This window comes from Rhizobium sp. NLR22b, assembly GCF_019685295.1.
In the GTDB taxonomy this organism is placed as follows: Bacteria; Pseudomonadota; Alphaproteobacteria; order Rhizobiales; family Rhizobiaceae; genus Rhizobium.
The window spans coordinates 35,853-55,221 of the sequence record NZ_JABDWM010000023.1 but is presented as its reverse complement, the minus strand read 5'-3'; the positions used below and the strand labels follow the sequence as shown (position 1 = coordinate 55,221).

20 protein-coding genes are annotated in these 19,369 nt (G+C 56.3%); 16 read left to right on the top strand and 4 right to left on the bottom strand.

The genetic code is table 11. The features are described from left to right. Positions 1-7: 7 nt before the first annotated feature. Positions 8-433, bottom strand: coding sequence for a helix-turn-helix domain-containing protein (locus tag HJC00_RS28345; RefSeq protein WP_210630264.1), 426 nt, complete (start codon positions 431-433; stop codon positions 8-10). A 164-nt stretch (positions 434-597) separates the two neighbouring features. Next, positions 598-1,230, bottom strand: coding sequence for a bifunctional 2-polyprenyl-6-hydroxyphenol methylase/3-demethylubiquinol 3-O-methyltransferase UbiG (locus HJC00_RS28340; protein ID WP_184453866.1), 633 nt, complete (start codon positions 1,228-1,230; stop codon positions 598-600). Between the two features lie 223 nt (positions 1,231-1,453). Here HJC00_RS28340 and HJC00_RS28335 point away from each other — a divergent pair, with 223 nt between their 5' ends. Next, positions 1,454-1,642 carry a hypothetical protein gene (locus tag HJC00_RS28335; protein ID WP_210630262.1) on the top strand — a complete coding sequence of 63 codons (189 nt, stop codon included), beginning with the start codon at positions 1,454-1,456 and terminating at the stop codon, positions 1,640-1,642. A 116-nt stretch (positions 1,643-1,758) separates the two neighbouring features. Continuing rightward, the gene (locus tag HJC00_RS28330) at positions 1,759-2,628 is read left to right on the top strand and encodes a DUF6030 family protein (RefSeq protein ID WP_247241711.1); all 870 of its coding nucleotides are present in this window, start codon (positions 1,759-1,761) and stop codon (positions 2,626-2,628) included. A gap of 18 nt (positions 2,629-2,646) precedes the next feature. On the opposite strand, the gene HJC00_RS28325 is transcribed toward HJC00_RS28330, so the two are convergent. Then, positions 2,647-3,021, bottom strand: a complete 375-nt coding sequence (locus HJC00_RS28325) for a hypothetical protein (RefSeq protein WP_210630258.1) — start codon at positions 3,019-3,021, stop codon at positions 2,647-2,649. Between the two features lie 202 nt (positions 3,022-3,223). On the opposite strand from HJC00_RS28325, the gene HJC00_RS28320 reads away from it, so the two are divergent. From HJC00_RS28320 to HJC00_RS28265, 12 genes are all read left to right on the top strand, one after another. Continuing rightward, entirely contained in the window at positions 3,224-4,297 is a 1,074-nt protein-coding gene (locus HJC00_RS28320) for an endo-1,4-beta-xylanase (RefSeq protein WP_221164990.1), read from the top strand. Between the two features lie 31 nt (positions 4,298-4,328). Beyond that, positions 4,329-5,480, top strand: a complete 1,152-nt coding sequence (locus tag HJC00_RS28315; protein ID WP_210630255.1) for a glycosyltransferase — start codon at positions 4,329-4,331, stop codon at positions 5,478-5,480. After that, positions 5,480-5,986: a DapH/DapD/GlmU-related protein gene (locus HJC00_RS28310; protein ID WP_064804382.1), complete on the top strand. Its 507-nt coding sequence runs from the start codon at positions 5,480-5,482 to the stop codon at positions 5,984-5,986. Before HJC00_RS28315 ends, HJC00_RS28310 begins: the two co-directional genes overlap by 1 nt. Continuing rightward, the gene (pssM, locus tag HJC00_RS28305; protein WP_210630253.1) at positions 5,983-6,897 is read left to right on the top strand and encodes an exopolysaccharide glucosyl ketal-pyruvate-transferase; all 915 of its coding nucleotides are present in this window, start codon (positions 5,983-5,985) and stop codon (positions 6,895-6,897) included. Before HJC00_RS28310 ends, pssM begins: the two co-directional genes overlap by 4 nt. 130 nt (positions 6,898-7,027) lie before the next feature. Beyond that, a complete protein-coding gene (locus HJC00_RS28300; protein ID WP_221146907.1) occupies positions 7,028-8,530 on the top strand; it encodes a lipopolysaccharide biosynthesis protein in 1,503 nt (500 codons plus the stop codon). A gap of 31 nt (positions 8,531-8,561) precedes the next feature. After that, positions 8,562-9,593 carry a polysaccharide pyruvyl transferase family protein gene (locus HJC00_RS28295; protein ID WP_210630251.1) on the top strand — a complete coding sequence of 344 codons (1,032 nt, stop codon included), beginning with the start codon at positions 8,562-8,564 and terminating at the stop codon, positions 9,591-9,593. A gap of 11 nt (positions 9,594-9,604) precedes the next feature. Beyond that, positions 9,605-10,426, top strand: a complete 822-nt coding sequence (locus HJC00_RS28290; protein WP_210630249.1) for a galactosyl transferase — start codon at positions 9,605-9,607, stop codon at positions 10,424-10,426. 81 nt (positions 10,427-10,507) lie between these two features. Beyond that, positions 10,508-11,446, top strand: a complete 939-nt coding sequence (locus HJC00_RS28285) for a glycosyltransferase family 2 protein (protein WP_221164989.1) — start codon at positions 10,508-10,510, stop codon at positions 11,444-11,446. A gap of 24 nt (positions 11,447-11,470) precedes the next feature. After that, complete coding sequence (locus tag HJC00_RS28280) at positions 11,471-12,355, top strand: glycosyltransferase family 2 protein (protein ID WP_221164988.1); 885 nt, start codon at positions 11,471-11,473, stop codon at positions 12,353-12,355. After that, positions 12,352-13,335, top strand: a complete 984-nt coding sequence (locus tag HJC00_RS28275) for a glycosyltransferase family A protein (RefSeq protein ID WP_221164987.1) — start codon at positions 12,352-12,354, stop codon at positions 13,333-13,335. Before HJC00_RS28280 ends, HJC00_RS28275 begins: the two co-directional genes overlap by 4 nt. 24 nt (positions 13,336-13,359) lie before the next feature. Beyond that, positions 13,360-14,700, top strand: coding sequence for an O-antigen ligase (locus HJC00_RS28270; protein WP_210630241.1), 1,341 nt, complete (start codon positions 13,360-13,362; stop codon positions 14,698-14,700). A gap of 138 nt (positions 14,701-14,838) precedes the next feature. Then, complete coding sequence (locus tag HJC00_RS28265; protein ID WP_221164986.1) at positions 14,839-15,858, top strand: acyltransferase; 1,020 nt, start codon at positions 14,839-14,841, stop codon at positions 15,856-15,858. 252 nt (positions 15,859-16,110) lie between these two features. On the opposite strand, the gene HJC00_RS28260 is transcribed toward HJC00_RS28265, so the two are convergent. Then, entirely contained in the window at positions 16,111-18,207 is a 2,097-nt protein-coding gene (locus HJC00_RS28260) for an acyltransferase family protein (RefSeq protein ID WP_221164985.1), read from the bottom strand. Positions 18,208-18,431: 224 nt separating this feature from the next. Here HJC00_RS28260 and HJC00_RS28255 point away from each other — a divergent pair, with 224 nt between their 5' ends. Then, positions 18,432-18,893 (top strand): glucuronosyltransferase, encoded by a 462-nt coding sequence (locus HJC00_RS28255; protein WP_210630236.1) that lies wholly within the window; start codon positions 18,432-18,434, stop codon positions 18,891-18,893. After that, positions 18,890-19,366, top strand: coding sequence for a glycosyltransferase (locus HJC00_RS28250; protein WP_221164984.1), 477 nt, complete (start codon positions 18,890-18,892; stop codon positions 19,364-19,366). Before HJC00_RS28255 ends, HJC00_RS28250 begins: the two co-directional genes overlap by 4 nt. The last annotated feature ends 3 nt before the right edge of the window (positions 19,367-19,369 follow it).

Genomic DNA, 19,369 nt, shown 5'->3' with positions numbered 1-19,369 from the left:
CCCGTCCTCAGTTGTGTATAAAAGGATCCTGCAGGTCGCTGTCGACGTCAGGCAATCCCGTCATCGCCAGAGTTTTGGCCAAGGCGACCAGCTTCTGCCTGATGTTGGGATCCTCGATGGCGATGAACGCTTTATTGAGCGCGAGCCCTTCCTTCGAGGATAAAAACTTATTCAATTCGCTTGTCTCGCCTTCGATCGGCCCGGAACCACCGTTCTCGAAGAAGAAGCCGACCGGCACCCGAAGGATCTCGGAAATGCGCTGAAGGCGGCTGGCGCCGATGCGGTTCGTTCCTTTTTCGTATTTCTGAATCTGTTGGAAGGTGATGCCAAGAAGTTCGGCCAAACCATGCTGGGTCATCCCGAGCGTCTTTCGCCGAACTCTCACGCGGTTGCCAACATAGACATCGATGGAATTCGGCGATTTGGCCTTCATCTGCTTAAGTCTCCCGCTTCATCAGTACGCGCGCTGTATAATGGAGAGTTTAAGCAAGAATGCAACTAAAAGTAAATATTTCGTAACGTTTTTTTTCAGCACAGCATGCAGTAGAAACCAACCCTGAACTACTGCGGCGAACGACACGATGTCGCGCCGACTGGCTAAAGCGGCTTGTCGGCGACGGCGATCATTGATTTGGCGAAGGCAGGAATTCTTCCAACATATTCGAAACGGACGTTATCGAAGCCGGTCTCCAGCAACAGTGTGCGCAACGTGTTTTTCGACCAGAACTTGATATGCCCATGATCCTTCAACGGCATGAAGTGATCGTCCATTTTTCCCGTCGCAGCCAGTGCAAGATTCTTCAGATAGCCGTGATAGGGCGTCGATATCACCGCGATGCCGCCCGGCTTGACGAGATCAAACATCGTCGAGGTGAAGCTCTTCGGATCGTAGACATGCTCGACGACCTCCAGGCTGATAACGGCACTGAAACTGCCATAATCCCGGGACAGGTCGTCATAGGCCGAGCCAACGCTCAGCGCCAGCCCGGGATGACGGATATTGGCCTTTCCGATCCCGTCGCTGGAGGGATCGACGCCGACGACATCATATCCTGCTTTCGCAAGAGCCGCGGCGGCCCCGCCGGTGCCGCATCCGAGATCGAAGACGTCATTTTCCGCAGACCCGTCGAAATGATCCCCCAGTACATCGAAGATTTTGGGCAATATGTAGGAGTGTGCGGTTGTCGGTTTGGCGTGAATATAGGTGGTTGCGTCTAGCTCGATGGACATGGTCTCTCCTTTCTGCTGTTGCGCGCAAACCCTATCGATTAATACGTCGAAAATTTGATCGAATTCACCTAAATTCGTCAGCATATAAATATATGTTCTGAAAAACCTGGAGTTCGTTGGATAATTTTAAATGCTTTGCGCGAAAAAATTGCGGAAATTAAGCTAATTTACCTGATAAAGATATGAAATATCCAAATACTACCGACCGTTAGTTGAAATAAACATGTCAATTCAACAATCTTTTCAAAAAACTCGAATTTATTTCAATCCAGTTCCGAGAATGCCCGTTTATGCGATCACAGAAGCGGCAAGATCAGCGGCTACCTCTCGCGGAATTGCCGAACGCTGTGGTGGAATTCTCGGCTGGAATGCTGTTGAAGCGCTTTCGGCGAACCTGTCGCGCTTTTCATGAGGGCGCGGATGAAAGAGCGCGCTCGGTTGCAGACACGAAGCCAAAGATATTTAACCGGATCATGTATACTCCAGACAGACCAACGAAACCCTTCTCGCGTGCCGGAGAAGACAAGCTTGCCCGATAATTCGTCGCCCGCATATGCGAAACAGCCGGCAGGAAAACCGCGGATTCCCGTGATCTTCTGGTTGTTGCTGACGATTTCCCTCTCGCTGGTCATCGGAACGGTGCTTCTGTCCAACGACATGAAACATTTAAAGGCGGTTGGGCATTATTTCGGCTTCGACCTTTCCCCCCCTGAGGTTAAGCCGTCACCGCCCAAAACCCTTCCCCGACCGGCGCCGCCGGCAGTCTACAAGCTTCCCCTGCATGCCACCGAAGCGCCCATGGCACAGACCGCGTCGGCCTTTCTGCGCACATGGCGCATATCCGGGCCTGCAATGTGCGCGGCGCTGCGCCAAGCTGGCGTTCAGACCAGCGAATGGGCGGCGGCCAGCTTCAACGCCGGCACGTTCGAGTGCTTTTACGAGCACAGCGCCAAGCGCGAAAAGGATCAGCTCGCGAATTCAATCTTCGTCATTGTTCGTGGCGATGCCGCCGGCACGATCAGCAGTATGCGCGTGAAGGTCGTCAATCCCGGAACGGATCAGAACGGCCAGCTCGATCCGGCTATCCTGCGCATTTTCGAAACCATGCTGCGTCAACCGCAATGGCTCGATTTTCATGAGACCCTGAATGCGATAAAAAACCTGAAGGATGTCAAGGAAGACGGCTTCGGAGCCAACATCGCCTTCACCCACGAAGTGCTCAATCCGGAGCGCTACAATTTTACCCTCTCGCTGGATGCAACGTCGGGCCCCCAAAGAAGGGCGAGGAATTACTTTTCCGGCAGAACATGGCTTCCTGCGCCGGAGCCCACAATTGCGGCCAACCGCATGCAGCCGCAACTTCCCCGTCAAGAGCCGCCGGCAGAAAATCGCAATTAGAGCCGCGTGCGGCGCACTTCAGACGATGCGACTTGCATCACCGTGATATCTGGACAGGATCCTGTAAAGCTCCATCAAGCTGACTGAACCTGGCCGTTCGGCCCCTTCACCGCCGGCCAGACGCCAGAGACGCTCCACATTGAGGTCCTGAGTAGCCTGCGCAAGTTCGTCGTTGAGCGAGCGGATGACGCGTGCCGATCGACGCAATCGCAACGAGGTTCTGACGAGCGCGCCGAACAGGAGGAGAATGATGCCGACTACCCCGAGAGCAAACGTCGCGAACTGCCGATCATCAAGAAGGGATACGCCGCTGCGAACAGGCGCCATAAAAAAAGCGGCATTTTGAAATGCCATACAAAAATAGCTCATCAGGTAATTAAACCAATCTTTCATAGCGAGCTTCCTCCCGCAGCGGTTTGATATCTTGGATCATGCAGAAGAATCTGGAAATTACCGTTGTTATCCACATCGCTGAAAAGACATCGAAAGTTGTACCGATATCCTAATTAAGATCGACGTCGATGGATCGCAGTCCGCAAGCTTGACCCGTTGATTCCGCCGCAGACGTTAAACACAGCCAACAGTGAGAGAAAGAGTGAATAGAAGACGTTTCCTCGCCTCCATTCCGCTCGCCCTGTTATATGCCCGCGAGGGTCAGGCTTTGGCGCAGGTGCCGCCGTCCGCGGGGCTGCGCGCCCTTGCCGACAGAAAATCGTTTCGATTCGGTTCGGCGATCGATCCGGAGGATGTCGGCAATCCGATTGCGTCTCAGATATACATCGACAACGTCAATTCGATAACGCCGCGAAATGCGCTGAAGTGGAATGCAACGGAAAGGCGGCCAGGCGTCTTTTCCTTCGGGCCCGCCGATCAAATCGTTGCGTTTGCACGCAAAAACAACATGAGGGTTTATGGACACACGCTCGTCTGGTATCGCACGCCCGACTGGGTGTCCGCCATCACCGACGCTGAGACCATTCGGGCGGCGATGAACCGTCATATAAAACAGATTGTCGCTCGCTATAAGCAGTCGATCGATGCGTGGGATGTGGTGAACGAACCTTTGGAATATGATGCGCCGGATCTGCGGGACTGTATTTTCCGACGCCTTCTTGGCGACGACTATATCCGCATGAGCTTCGACATGGCACACGAGGCCAATCCCGACGCGGTGCTGGTTCTCAACGAGACGCACCTGGAGAAAAAATCCGGCGTGTTCGAACAGAAGCGTGCACGCATCCTGAAGATTGTCGAGGATCTCGTCGCCAGAAAGACGCCGATCGGCGCCGTCGGGCTGCAATCGCATTTCCGCCCCGGTCTTGATCGGATTGATCCGGAGGGAATGGGCCGATTCTGTGCAACGCTGAAGGATATGGGTGTCGGGGTCTTTATCACCGAACTCGATGCGTCCTGCCACTTCCTCAGCCGCGACACGAGCTCCACGCCGGTCTCCTATGCTGAGATTTTCGGTGACGTGATCACCATCGCAGCCGAGCGTGGTGACTTGAAAGGCGCCACCGTTTGGGGCATGTCGGAGAAATATGGCGGGCTTGACGAGAAGGACACCAAACCCGGCGCGACATGCACGAAGCGCGTTAATCTTTACGACGAAAACAACGATCCGAGAAGTTCGATTGACGGCATCAAGCGGGCAATAGAGGCAATGTGATCGCCAAGACAGTGGAGACGCGAACAGATTCATGAGAAAAGCCGTTATTTACGTGGAAAAATTTCTGCCTGCCAGCCAGGCATTTGTTCTCAACCAGGCAGTGGCGTTTCGCTCCTTCGAAGCTGAAATTCTTGCCGGTTCGCGAATCTCTTCCGCCCATACGAAAAAATCCACTGTCCCGGTTCATGACATCCGCCGGTCTCCGGTCGCGCGGGCCGGTGAGCTGCTTCTGAAAATCCCGCAGATCGGGCTGCCCTTCCTGTTTCCCGCGATCAGCCAAGCCGATCTTGTCCATGCCCATTTCGGCAAGAACGGCTATGTCATCGGTCCCCTGGCGCGGGCCGCCGGCAAGCCACTGGTCACGACATTTCACGGCTTCGACGCCACCTATCGCGGCGATCCGAAAAAGCCGGGCGGCTTCAATCAGGTGCGTTTCTTCGCCAAGGGCCGGAGCGAGATGGCAGGCTGGAACAGCTGGAACATAGCCGTTTCCGATTTCATCCGAGAGCGGCTGCTGGCGCTCGGCTTCCGCGCCGACCGCGTCTTTCGCCATCACATCGGCATTGATCTCGATCTCTTCAAAATGGAGCCGCGCCCCCGAAAAAAGGGATTGGTGGTTTCCATCGCCCGTTTCGTCGACTATAAGGGCCACCGCTTCATGATCGACGCGCTTTCACGCGTGGCGGCCGCCGGTACCCCGGTTGAATTCGTCATGGTCGGACAGGGACCATTGAAGGAGGAAATCGAGGCCTTGGCGCGCCGTTCCTTGCCAAGCGTCACGATCCATGAAAATCTGTCTCAGACTGAGATAAGGGATCTGCTCGCCAGTGCGGAACTCTATCTTCATGGCAGCGTGACGCTCGACAATGGTCATGCGGAAGCCTTCGGCCTCGCCAATCTGGAAGCCGAAGCCGTCGGTACTCCGGTCGTCGCATTCCGCTCGGGGGGCGTGGGCGAAGCGATCGAAGAGGGGAAAACTGGTTATCTCGTGGAGGAGCGGGATGTCGCGGGCATGGCGGAAGCGGTCGGAAGGCTGCTCAACGATCAGGCCCTGTGGACAGCCTTCAGCGCGCGAGCACCGCTTCTGGTGGCCGAGCGCTTCGACATATGTCGTCAAACGGGGATGCTAGAGGACTACTACAGTTCCGTTCTAGACGAATTTTCCAGCCGGGGTCGGACTTGATGGTGCAGACAGGAAAGAAGCCGAAATGGGGACTGAACGTATTTCGGCCGCTGCGGAACGGGATCGTTAAGGCCAAGTGGCTCTATTACACGAAATTCTGGGGTATGGACATCGATCCGACTGCCAGCTTTTCACTCAGCGTGCGCTTCGACAAGACCAATCCGAAGGGACTGCACATCGGCGCCGAAACCTACGTCGCCTTTGAAGCCGCCATCCTGACCCACGACCTCACGCGCGGGCTTTACCTTCACACGAGGATCGGCAAACGCTGCTTCATCGGCGCCCGCAGCATCATCCTGCCCGGCGTCGAGATCGGCGACGAATGTGTCATCGGCTCCGGCTCGGTGGTGACCAAGAGCGTGCCGCCGCGCTCGCTCGTGGCCGGCAACCCGGCCAAGATAATCCGCAGCGACATCAAGATCATTTCGCGTTACGGACGCATGGCCCGCGAGGACGAAACGGTCACGCAGATCGTGACGCACTTGCCGACTGGAGAAGCACGATGAAGATGTTTGCCTATCGCGGGAAACACGAGAATTTCGGCGACGAACTGAACCATTGGCTCTGGGAACGTCTGCTGCCCGGCTTCTTCAATGACGATGAGAGCCGACTCTTTCTCGGCATCGGTTCGATCCTCTACGACAATTTCGACCCGGACCTACAGAAGATCGTCTTCGGCTCGGGCTATGGCGGCTACACCAACGCGCCGAAGGTCGACGGCACCTGGACCTTCTACTTCGTGCGCGGAAAGAAGACTGCCGAGGCCCTCGGCATCGATCCGAGCTACGCCATCGGCGATTCGGGCATCCTCACGCGCAGTTGCTGGGATGCAAAGAGCGTTGAGAAGCGCTACCCCGTCTCCTTTATGCCGCACTACGAAAGCGCCATGTACGGCAGCTGGGACAAGGTCTGTGAGCTCGCCGGCATCCATTACATCGATCCCCGCTGGTCGGTGGAAAAGGTTCTGACCGAAATCAGCGCATCGCATAAGGTCGTCTCCGAGGCGATGCATGGCTGCATCATATCGGATGCGCTGCGCGTTCCGTGGCGGGCGATCCGGCCGATCGCACCAAGCAATCGCGCCAAGTGGTATGATTGGGCGAGTGCGCTCGATCTGGAGATCGACTTCGATCCCATCGGCCCTTCCAACCTCGTCGAGGCAGGCGCATCTTTGGTGCGGAAGAACACATATCTGTTGAAGAACATCACGTTCCGTCACCGCCGCATCCGGCAGCTGACCGGCAACTATGTGTTCGGCTCGACCGTCAAGACGCTGCAGCGGGTGGCTGAGAAGCCCGGACAGCTCAGCTCCGACGAGGCTATCGGAAGAGCGCACGAGAAAATGCTGGTCGAGCTGGATCGGCTGAAGCAGGATTTTTCCAACGGCCAGCGCCCTTTGATGTCGCAGACCCCGTGACGAGGCAATAAGGCATGATGCTTTCTAATTCCGCCAATATTCACCGCTCCCGCAAGGGCAAGAAGCACTCCGGATGGACCCGCAGCCCGCTGAAATGGTCAACGTCATCGACCTCAGGAGCCGTTCGCCCATGAGCAGTGTTACCGACCGGCTGATTCAGGGCAGCATGTGGCTGAGTTTGTCCCGCGCCATCGTCAACGGGCTCTCGGCGCTCAGCACCTTCGTGCTCGCCTGGTATCTGGTGCCGGCTGATTTCGGTCTCGTCGCCATTGCAACGACGATCCAGGTCATTCTGAGTTCGGTCACCGAACTCTCGCTCAATCAGGCGCTTATCCGCCACGAGTCGCCCAGCGAAACGCACTTCAGCGCGGTCTGGACCCTGAGCGTGACGAGAAGCGCGATATTGGCGCTGCTGTTTGCCGCCGCATCCTATCCGATCGCCGAGTTTTACAACGAGCCGCGGCTGACGAGCGTCATGCTCGCCTTGAGTTTCAGCCTGCTCTTGAGCGGTCTTGCCAATCCGCGCCGTGTCATGCTCCAGCGCGATCTGATCTTCTGGCAGGAATTCGTCCTCAACGTCTCGCAAAAGCTGGTCGGCTTCATCGTGACGGTGGCGATTGCGGCCATCTATCAGAGTTACTGGGCTCTCGTGATCGGCACCCTCGCCTATCAGGTGACCAATATCATCGTTTCCTATACCGTCCTGCCGTTCTGGCCGCGCATCACCTTTCGGCATGCACGCGAATTGTTTTCGTTCTCGGTGTGGCTCACGGCCGGACAGATCGTCAACACGCTGAACTGGCGGATCGAATATCTGCTGATCGGAAAGCTGCTCGGCGCCACGCAGCTCGGCCACTACACGGTCGGCAACACCCTTTCGACGCTGCCGACGCGCGAGGCCACGGCGCCGTTGAACCAGACGATCTACCCAGGCTTCTCCAAGGTCCGCAACGATCCGGTCCGGCTGGTCGCAGCCTATCAGCGCGCCCAGGCGCTGCTGGCCGCCGTGGCGCTTCCGGCGGGCATCGGCATGGCCGTGGTGGCCGAGCCAATGATGCGGCTTGCCTTGGGAGAGAAGTGGATTCCCGCCATCTTCATCGTCCAGGCGCTCGCATCGGTGTTTGCCCTGCAGACACTCGGCTCGCTCGTCCAGCCGCTCGGCATGGCGAAGGGCCATACGAAGATGCTGTTCATCCGCGACACGCAGATGCTGGTGGTCCGCATTCCCATCATCATCGCCGGCCTCATGATGGCCGGGCTTCCGGGCGTCGTTTATGCCCGCGTGTTGACCGGCCTGATTTCCACCGTGGTCAACATGCTTCTCGTCAAGCGCTTGATCAATCTGCCGTTCTTCCAGCAGCTCGCAGCCAATTTCCGCGCGCTTGCCAGCGTCGCCTTGATGGCCGCCGGCGTCTGGGGATTGTCGCACATTCTGAGCATGCCTACAGACAAGCTGCACTTGGCGCTCTATCTCGCGTTGCTCGTCATCACGGGCGGCATCATCTACGCCGGGTCGAGCTTTGTTCTCTGGGTTGCGATGAAAAGGCCCAACGGCCCGGAAACTGAAGTTCAGCGTATCGCTGTCAAGTTCCTGTCAAAAGCAAAACGTATTGCCGTACCCAAATCGGCCTGAAGTTAAAACGAACATCAACAAGAGAGGCAGAATGACCAGCCAATCCAGATCGGAGCTGATCGCAAAACTCAACGGCATGATCCATGATTGCCTGAAGGACTATGTCTCGCGCGATGAACCGCTTGCGATTCTCGACTTTCCCGACATCCGCAATTGCGGCGACTCGGCGATCTGGCTGGGAGAGATGGCCTATCTCAGGGATCGCTTCGGAAAGCGCCCGGACTATGTCTCCAGGCTTCACGACTTCTCCGCCGACGAGCTGAAACGGCGTGTGCCGACCGGCCCGATCTTCATTCACGGCGGCGGCAATTTCGGCGATATCTGGGTCGCCCACCAGGACTTCCGTGAAATGATCATGGAACGCTTCCCGGATCGGCAGATCATCCAGTTCCCGCAGTCGATCCACTACAGCTCGCCCGAGCGCATCGAGCAGTCCAAAAAGGCCATCGGACGCCACAAGAATTTCGTACTGCTGGTGCGCGACGAAGAATCGAAGGAGTTTTCCGAGAAGCACTTCGACTGCACCGTGCGGCTGTGCCCGGACATGGCCTTTGCCATCGGCCCGCTGCCGGAAAGGGCGACGCAGATTCCCGTCCTCGCCATGTTGCGCGAGGATGCGGAACGCGTCGGCGGCGGTGATCGCAAGATTCCTTCCGATATTCCTGTGGAAGACTGGATTACAGAATCGAAGCGGAAGGTGGACATCGCCAAGAAGTTGGGCGTAGCCTCGGCTTATCTCGCATTGAAGCCGAGCGAAGTTGCCTTGCGCAGGCTGGACGCTGCGGCTCATAACCGCTTCGAGCGTGGCATCAGTCAGATTTCGCGCGCCCGCGCGATCGTGACCGATCGCTTGCACGTCCATATCTGCTCGCTGCTGCTCGGCCGTCCGCATGCGGTGCTGGACAACAGCTATGGAAAGATCCGCCGCTTCATGAATGCTTTCTCCGGCGGTACCGACCTTTCCTACAAAGCGACATCGCTCGAAGACGGAATCGAGTGGGCGCGTCAGCAGGCTGCCAACGGACGCGTCGCGGAGAAAGAAGCTGTGGGCCTGCGGGCTTAAGGGGGAATTCGATGCCACTTGTCACCTTCATCATCCCGGTCCGACATCAGGACAACGCGCGCGATTGGAGCAAGCTGAAGGCAAATCTCAGCCAGACCGTGGCCTCCATTTCCAATCAGACCAATGGAGATTGGCGCGGCATCATCGTAGCCAATGAAGGGGCCGATCTGCCTGATCTGCCGGAGAAATTTTCCGCCGTTCGTGTGACGTTTCCGCCGAACGACATGCACGAACTCGGAAAGGGCAGCAAGGAAGACTTCCTCGATGCCTTCCGCGCCGACAAAGGCCGGCGCGTTCTGAGCGGCATGCTGGCCGCGGCCGACAGCCGCTTTTTCATGATTGTCGATGACGACGATTTCGTCAGCTCCCGTATCGTGCAATATGTATCGGAAAACCGGGATGCCAACGGATGGACGATCGACAACGGTTACATTTGGGACGACGGCGGCAATTTTCTGCTCGGCCATGACGACTTCAGCCATCTCTGCGGCACCTCGCTGATCATTCGCGCCGATCTATATGAACTGCCGCAGCGGTTTGAAGACGCCTCTCTCGACTGGATCAAGTCGATGCTGGGCAGCCACGTCCGCATTGCGGACATTCTTGCCCAGCGCGGAGCGCCCTTGACCAAACTGCCTTTCCGGGGAGCAGTCTACCGGGTCGCCCATGGCGGATCGCACAGCCGCGCGCCGAGCCTGATGCGGCAGTATTTTCTCAATCGTGGCGTACTTCTGAAGCCGCGACGGTTGTTGCGCAATTTTCGCAAGCTGAGGGTTCTCGGCGGCGGTTATCGGCGCGAATTCTTCGGCGGGACGCGGTCGAATCCCGCATAGCAAAACGATCCGTCCAATAGGCATAGGTAGTCAAATCATGAGGCTTTTCTCTTTCGACTTCACCAAGAGGGTTGGTAACTGATGTCGGATCTTTTCGTCAGCGTGCTCTTTTCATCCTATAATGGCGCCAGCCGCCGGCTGCGCCATACTCTGGATTCATTGGTGAGCCAGGAGCTTCCCCATGATCGATGGGAATTGATCGCTGTCGACAATAATAGCAAGGACGATACGTTCGACCTTCTGAAATCGTATAGCGAGAAGCTTCCGATCACCATCCTGCAGCAGCGCAAGCCGGGAAAATCCAGCGCGCTGAATCTGGCCTTGGATCGGGTGAAGGGGGATCTCGTTGTCCTTACCGACGACGACATCCGCGCCGAACCAAATTGGCTGAAAGCGATCGTCGACTGTGCCGCAGCCCATCCGAGCTATGGCGTCTTCGGCGGCAGAATCGTTCCAGATTGGGAGGAGGAGCCGAAGGACCGCTTTATCGACTGGATTCCCATGGGATCGACGTTCGCGATCGTCGATGAAACACAAAGCGGACCGTGCGATCCGACAAAGGTTTGGGGCCCGAACACAATCGTTCGGCGAGAGCTGCTGGGGACAAGCGTACGCTATCGAGAAGATATCGGCCCTCTTCCGGGAAAGATGTTCGCAATGGGTGAAGACGCTGAAATCATCATCCGCCTGGCCGCGGGCGGAGCCAAATCCTATCGTTGCGCCGAAGCCGTGGTTCACCACTGGATCCCGGCATCGAGCGTGACCGAGGATTGGGTGCAGAAACGCGGCGAGCGGCTTGGCTACGGCATGCCGGCACTCTTTCCTGATGAGGTGCCGGAAGGCGTGAGGATAAGCGGCGTTCCATTGCCGACCTGGATCGAAAGCGCACAGTGGGCTTTCCGTGCTGCCCTCCTCTATCTCCTGCCGCGGTCAAAGAAGCGTTTCTGGGCGATTTGGAAATATTACTACATGCGTGGCTATCGTGCCGGCATTCGCCGGTACGCGCCGCTGGGGCGGTAATCGATTGGCCCAGGAGGCGGTAATTTGAAACTTTCGGTGCTGATCAACAATTTCAATTATGGGCAGTTCCTGCGCCCATGCATCGACAGCGTCCTGTCGCAGACCTGTCCCGACTACGAGGTGATTGTCGTCGACGATGGCTCCACGGATGATTCCAGGGAGATCCTCGCTTCCTACGGCGAGCAGATCCGATCCGTATTGAAGGAAAACGGCGGGCAGGCCTCAAGCTTCAATGCGGGTTTTGCGGCCGCGAGTGGCGGCATCCTCTTTCTCCTTGATGCCGATGATGCGTTTCTGCCTGGCAAACTCGCGCGCATCGCCGAGATCTATGACCGCAACGAGATCGACTGGTGCTTCGACCGTGTGACGACCAACGAAGGCGACCTGCCTGCCGCGCAGTTGCAGGTGACGCTGTTCGACAAACGGGACACACTGCGCAGGGGCGGCTTTCCCTCGCTTCCGGTGCCGACCTCCGGCTTGAGCTTCCGACGCGATCTTCTGTCCCAGATCCTGCCAATGTCGGTCGCGAAAGATGTCGTGCTCAGCGACAATTACATCAAGTTTGCAGCCGCCTATCTCGGTCGCGGAGCCATTGTCGAAACGCCGCTGACCTTTCAGCGCATTCACGCCTCGAACCGCTATACGGGCACGAACAGGGCAAAAACACTGCGCCCACGGATCATGATCGCCACAGGATTGGAGCTGGCGCGCCGCTATGATGGGCTGCATGCGCTCGGCAAGAGCCTGGTGGCGGGAGGCATTGCCGAAACGACATCGCTCTTGAAACTGAGGAGCGAAGCCCGCAACACGGTGGCCGGCGGTCCGTTCGGCGATGATGCCGTCAACGAAGTGGCCTTGATGGCAGCGCGCAAGCGTTTGGGCAATATGTTGCGGAGAGGACAGTCATGAACCAGCAGGACACCTTTCCGCATTCATCCGCCGGAACTGATCCGTCAGGGGCGCCGCCGTTGAACATCGCCGTCGGCGTGCTGACTTATCGGCGGCTGGACGGAATTGCCAAGCTGCTCAAAGTGATGACACGCCAGACCAGGCACCCGGCTCGCCCCTATCATCTCACGATGGTGATCGTCGACAACGATGCCGCCGGCAGTGCAAGAGCCACGGTCGAGGCCTTTGGCCAAACGGGCGCCTACGATCTAATCTATGTCGTCGAACCGAACCAGGGCATTCCCTTTGCGCGCAATCGCGCGCTCGATTCGGCCCCAGCCGGCACCGACCTCTTCTGCTTTCTCGACGATGACGAATGGCCGGTCGACGGCTGGCTCGATGCGATGCTGGAGACCCGGGAGAATAATCGCGCCGATTGCGTCTACGGTCCGGTCCAGCCGGTCTATCCCGAGAATCCGCCGGAATATTTCATCAAGGCAAGGGTTTTCGAGCGCAAGAAGAACAAGGACGGTCAGCGCATTTCCTATGCGGCTTCGAACAATGTCATGTTCGATTATCGCCTCATCCGCTCATGGAATCTACGCTTCGAAGAGAAAATGCGCTTCACCGGGGGCACTGACTATCTCTTCTTCAATCAGGCAATTCGCCGTGGCATGCAGGTTTTCTGGGCTGACAAGGCGCTCGTCTATGATATTGTTCCCGCCAGCCGCATGACTTGGACATGGGTGTTGCAGCGACAATACCGGCTCGGCAACACTTTCGCCGTCAGCGAAGTCCTGCACGGCAACCTCAAGCGCCGGCTCTATCGCGCGGCCTATGGCGCCACGAGAGTGATGCTTGGGCTGGTCATGCTGCCGGCGATCCTGGTTTCACCCTATTGGGGCATGCGGGCACTCACCCATGTGCTACGCGGTGCCGGCATGGTGAACGGGATTCTCGGACACGCATACCAGGAATACAGGCCCAATGCCGCCTTCTGATACTGTTTGCAGGAGTACCCTCGGATGAGTCTCGGCCATTCTTATCTTCCGGACCAGGAAATCATCCTGCGGCCAGTCGTCCGGCCGCGGCCACGTCGCGGCATCAGAAAGGAAACGCTTGTCCGCGTCCTTCTCACCGGAATGTTCTACCTAACACTCTTGCGAACAACCGGGATGTGGTACGGCTATCCCTCAAACTTCAATGAAGATGCATCTGTTGATCCGTTTGCGCAGAAACTGATGCTGTATAGCCTCATTCCGTTGATCGGCCTTTACTTCGTATTGGAACCAAACCGTTTCCTTTCCTATTTTCGTAGGATACCGGTTCTGGTTTTCGTCGTTATTATACTGTCAATCATTTCCCTTGGGCTTTCCATCAGTTTTAGCGCATCCGTGCGCGGCATTGCCGCCGTCGCCGTACTGACAGTAGCGCCGTTGCTTTACCGGCATCGATACGGCAGCGTTGAAACCTTCCGGCTTCTGGCGACCTTTGGGATGTTCGCGGCGTTTGCCAACATCCTGTATACCGTGGCCTTGCCAAGATATGCTGTGATGGGAGGATCCTATGCCGGCATGGTTAAGGGTCTATTCTACCACAAGAACGGTCTTGGTCAGTTTTGTGCCGTCAGTTTCATAACCATGCTGTCGCTGGGAATACCAAGAGGACCATTACGCTACAGCCAACTTCTACGCTGGGCGGCGTTGCTGTGTACTCTCCTACTCATCGTTGTTTCCAAATCTTCGACTGCGGTTGTTATGGTGGCGATCGGCGTGGCCACATTGGCCGGCTCACGTATGATGCAAACCGTGGGAAACTCCCTGGCGCGCTCCTTCATTGTTTTCTTCTTCTGCATTATATTGGGGGTGGCGGCATCCTTCGCCTATCTTGGCGTTGCACAAATGATTGCGGACGCATTTGGAAAAGACCTTACCTTTTCCGGACGGACCAACATCTGGGAACAGTTGATGCCGCTGGTGTACGACCGCCCTCTTTTTGGTTACGGTTTTGCCGTTTTCCGTCAGCCGGAAATTATGGAGCAATATGTCTCGCTGACCTTCGACGCGCGCTCCACCCACAACACCTACTTGGAACTTGCCCTCAACATCGGGGTTCCGGGCATGATTGCCTGGACAGCCTTTATTCTTCAGCGTTTGGGCGGCCGTCTAGTAACGATCCAGCGTTCAACCGAGCTTCGCGCCACACACTCCAAGGAAGTTGCAATCATTCTTCTGATCGTGGTTGGCTCAATGATGGAAGCGGGAATGATGCTGGCGCCAGTCATTCTCTGGCCTTACCTGGTTGTTTCGCTTCCGCTAAGCAGAATGAAGCGCGATGGCTCGTCGATGAACACACAGAGTGGATAGAAGTTTTAAATATTTTTTGAGAAACCATACCAAATACACTCGACAGGAAAGAACCAACAGCCGTCACGACAAGGGGTAATGCTGGCGTGCCGGCGGCCCGCTTTCGCGTGAGGTCGCGCGCGAATAAGGGGCAAGGGGATGCTCACCAAACAGAAACCACAAGAGATTTTATCACTTCAATATCTTCGTGCTTTGGCAGCAATCGGAGTGTTGCTGTATCACCGATTCGAGATATTTTGGATCGGGGCATATGGCGTTGACTTGTTCTTTGTTATCAGTGGCTTCGTTATGATCGCCACAACTGACGCGAAAGACAAAAGCCCGTCTGCCTTCCTGCTCGATAGAGTTATTCGCGTGGTTCCAATGTATTGGGTCGCGATTCTTTCCGCCGGCCTTTTGGTGTTGATCGGAATTCCGGTTCATCAATATGAACCCAGTATCGTTCCGGTGATCTTGTCTATGCTCTTTATTCCATACGAGAACATGGACGGAGAGACTTGGCCTGTGATCCTGCAGGGATGGACCCTGAACTACGAGATGTATTTCTATGCCGTGTTCTCTCTTATCCTGCTCATCCGGCAAAATCTCCGCATTTGGGCACTGGCGGGGTGTTTCGTTGCGCTGGTGACATTGGGACAGATCGCACCGCTGCAAGGCGCAGCCTTTAAAATCTATACCAACTCTCTTCTCCTTGAGTTCTTGGCCGGTGCGATTTTAGGGCGAACATACGGCTTGACGCTGCAAAGTGTTTCGGTATTGCGGTCCGTGTTGATATCCTTAATTCTCGCCGCCAGCTTGTTCGCCTGCTCGTACCTGCTGGGCAGGCTAGCATGGAGTGGGCTTGCGGTGCTGGTCGTCGTCGCGGCGTTGACGAGCGAGAGGCTTGGCTGGGCACCTAACATACCGTGGTTGAGATTTTTGGGCGCTGCGTCGTTTTCGGTCTACATATTTCAGCAGCTGTTCTTCACCCTGAGCCGAACGCTGTTCAGTGATCTGACCGCACTTTCAGGCATAAATTTTCGCTATCTTTGGTTCTGGCGCCCGATGGATGTGGCGATTGCTGCCGGTGGCGGTGCTCTGATTTATATGTTCATCGAAAAGCCAGTTGGGCGCTACCTCAAATCCATCAGCCTCAGAGCTAAGGTTGTTGCGGCGTAGCGCCTTTGCCCGAAAGTTGGAATCGATCTTTGGGAAAGCACGATGCGTGGATTGAAAGCGACGCGCTTTAGTCGTGCGTCCCAAACGACGCACGTCATCCGGAACACTGGAAGCCGCCAATCTTTCAACTGGTCGATCCCATGGCGTCGAGGCCGCGGATGACAGCGCATTGATTGCACCGGCGCTCGGGCGCATTCGTTGCGGGATCTGAAGAGGTGAAAGTCACCACTGTTCACAGGAGCTGAGGCGAACTCAGCGCACCGGCATGTCAATATGCCTCACAATACCAGTCACCCGAGACTGTTTGTCGGAAAAAGACGTCGTCCTCATTTTCTCCTCGTCATCTGCCGGAAGGACCGCCCTGGCGGCAACTTCCGAGCCGACCGTCGATAGATGCTGGTTGTCTATGAACAACGGGGCGCCGTCGGCGGTGGAAAAACTGCACCGAGCTCGCGGGCAAAGCGCGCTGAAAGGATCGACCAGGATCACGCCAGGCGGTGATTTCTCCGCGACACGCGTGATGATATCCCTGACCGGATCGTCGAAATTCGCGACAGCTTTCATCGGAGCATCATATGGTGTCAGATTACGATCGCCGTCGAGCCATCCTCCAAACGCAGCTCTGAAGGGTATGGCACGCTGGAGCACGGCGCGGACAGGATTAAAGTTGAACAGTGGAACGTCTTGCAGAAGGACGACATCCTTGTTCATGGCCCGCAATTGAGCGATCTGCGATGCAAGTGCCGACTCCAGGGTCGGCCCATTTTGGTTTTCGGCCTGCTCTGCGCCATTGGCTCCTGGGCTGATATAGCGCGAACCGGTCTCTGCTTCACGCATCGGAGCAGACCAGTACCCGGCCAAGATAACTTTCTTGATCGCGTCGTTTTCGCGCAGCAAACCCAATACTTTGGCATTATAAGCCGAGCATTCTGCAGCATGGAGCGGATGGTTGGGCATATAGCGCGTGGCGCTTGTCAGCGGCGGGCAGGATGTTTTTGTAAAGACGTAAAGCTGGTAACCCCGCTCCTGCGCGATGGCTCGCAATCCGGGCGCAAGGGCAGCCGCATGGCTGTCGCCGATCAAAGCTATCGCAGGCTCGGTATTGCCTGCAGGTTGGCAGTTGCTGCCGAGAGCTGGGGAGGTTGCACCATAAGATACGAGGCACGCTTCACGCCCGCCTGCGATCTGTTCAATCCTGGCAACCTGTGAACCAAATCTCTGTGGAACGCCGGCCAGTAGTGCGGTCAGCGCGAAAGGAAACGCGAAAACCGCCAAGGCCGCGGCGTAGCGCCAAAGTGTGCGGCCATTGGAAAGACCCGGGCGCCGAAACGGTTTCTCCACGAGATAATACGTCAGAACCGCCAGAATAAATGAGGTTCCAACGATGAGCAAAGCCGTCGATTGCGGCAATGGCCAGACGGATGCGACGCTGGCGAAGCTCAAAAGAGGCCAATGCCACAGATACCAGGAATATGAGACAAGCCCGATAAAAACGAACGGCCGCGAACCGAGCGCAAAAGCCACCATCGAGCTTGGGGTCGCAATCAGCAGCGCCGACCCGAGAACCGGCAAAAGCGCCGCAGCTCCGGGAAAAGGCGTGGAATCGTTGTAGACGCAGATCGGTAGGACAACCAATATCGCGCCGATCAATGCAATGGCATTGACGACTGCGCTGCCCCCCCGGTCGAGACGCAAACCCTTTGTCTCCATAACAGCGAGAATGCCGCCAATCCCCAGTTCCCATGCGCGGGTCGGAAGCAGGTAAAAGGTGAAAGCGGGATTGATCTTCAACGCTGCAACGGAAAATATGAAGGAGAGTACGACAAGCGTTGCGATCGCGGGAAGAATAGCCTGTTTAAAGTAGCGGTTCAGGAACAAAATGATCCAGGGAAAGACCATATAAAACTGTTCCTCCACGCCGAGACTCCAGGTCATCAGCATGGGCAGCTGGTCGGATGCCGGCGAGAAGTAGTTGCTGGAAAGCCAATAATAGACGTTAGAAAAGCCTAACATGGCGGCAACGGCACTATGCGAAAATTTCCTGAACTCGCCCGGGGACAGGAGGAGAAAACCGATCAGAAACGAAACGGCCAATACGAAAAACAGCGCCGGCAATATGCGCCGTGCCCGCCGCGCATAGAATCTTGTGAATTTGAATTCCGATTTTAGAATGTCGCCATAAATATGTCCTGTAATGAGATACCCGGAGATGACGAAGAAAATATCGACACCAACGAATCCGCCCGAAAATGACCTCAGACCTGCATGAAATAGCACAACGGAAATGACGGCAACCGAACGAAGACCATCTATATCGGGACGGTAAGCGCGTACGGGATTGTTGTGCATCCGATTGTCCTTTCGAGGTGATACAAGACGATACACTGCCACTCGTGAAGTCAATGCCGGCCGAGCCGCTTGCATTGCATTGCATTCAAAAATGATGCATTGCAATAGGAAATCACACTCTCCAACGCATGGCTCGCAAAATGTGAACAATTCTCAGCGGGCTCTAAATATGCTGAGACACCATAGCAGCGCGAACCATAAGATAGTGCGAGGATGGACCTAATATGACTGACGGAAAAAAACGGAAAATTCTCGCCGCTTCGTCCGGAGGTGGTCACTGGGAACAGATGATGGCTATGCGCGCTGCCTTCGAGGGTAGCGAGGTATTTTTCGCCACCACGATTCCCGGTCTCTTAAAAAAGTACGATATCAGCAATGGCTTGGTTTTGCCCGATTGCAGCCGGGACTCGATCGTTATGTCAATCAAGTGTTTTTTCAGCGCGTTCTACATTGTCTTCAAGCTGAAGCCCGATGTCATCCTGTCGACGGGAGCAGCTCCAGGCCTGTTCTGCCTGTTGGCCGGCAGGCTCATGGGCAAGCGAACGATCTGGATCGATAGTGTCGCCAATGTCGAGAAACTCTCCTTATCGGGAAAATTGGCCGGCCATATTGCAACGCTCTGGCTCACGCAATGGCAACATCTCTCGCGGCCGGATGGCCCCCATTACGCAGGAGCTGTCCTTTGATCCTTGTCACCGTCGGAACGCAGCTGCCGTTTGATCGCCTCGTCAAGGCCGTCGATACCTTCGCCAAGGATCTGACCAGACCGGTGCTGGCTCAGATTGGCAAGGGCACCTATACTCCACAGAACATGAAATGGATCAAGAATATCGAGCCTGCGGACTTCGATAAGGTCTTTCGCGATGCGACTGTCATCGTCTCTCACGCGGGAATCGGCACGGTCCTCACGGCGAAGCGTTTCGGCAAACCGATCATTCTTGTTCCACGGAAGGCGGCTCTTGGTGAGCATCGAAACGATCACCAGCTTGCCACGGTCAGTCAGCTTGTCGGCCGGCCGGGCATCTATGTCGCCCAAAGCGATGACGAACTCAAGGACTATCTCCTGCGGGACCTGGACAGCCCCTCTCATGAAGATGTTTCCGATGCCGGCCGGACGTCGCTGGTCAAGTATTTAAAGGGTTATCTCGCGGCAGGTTGAACC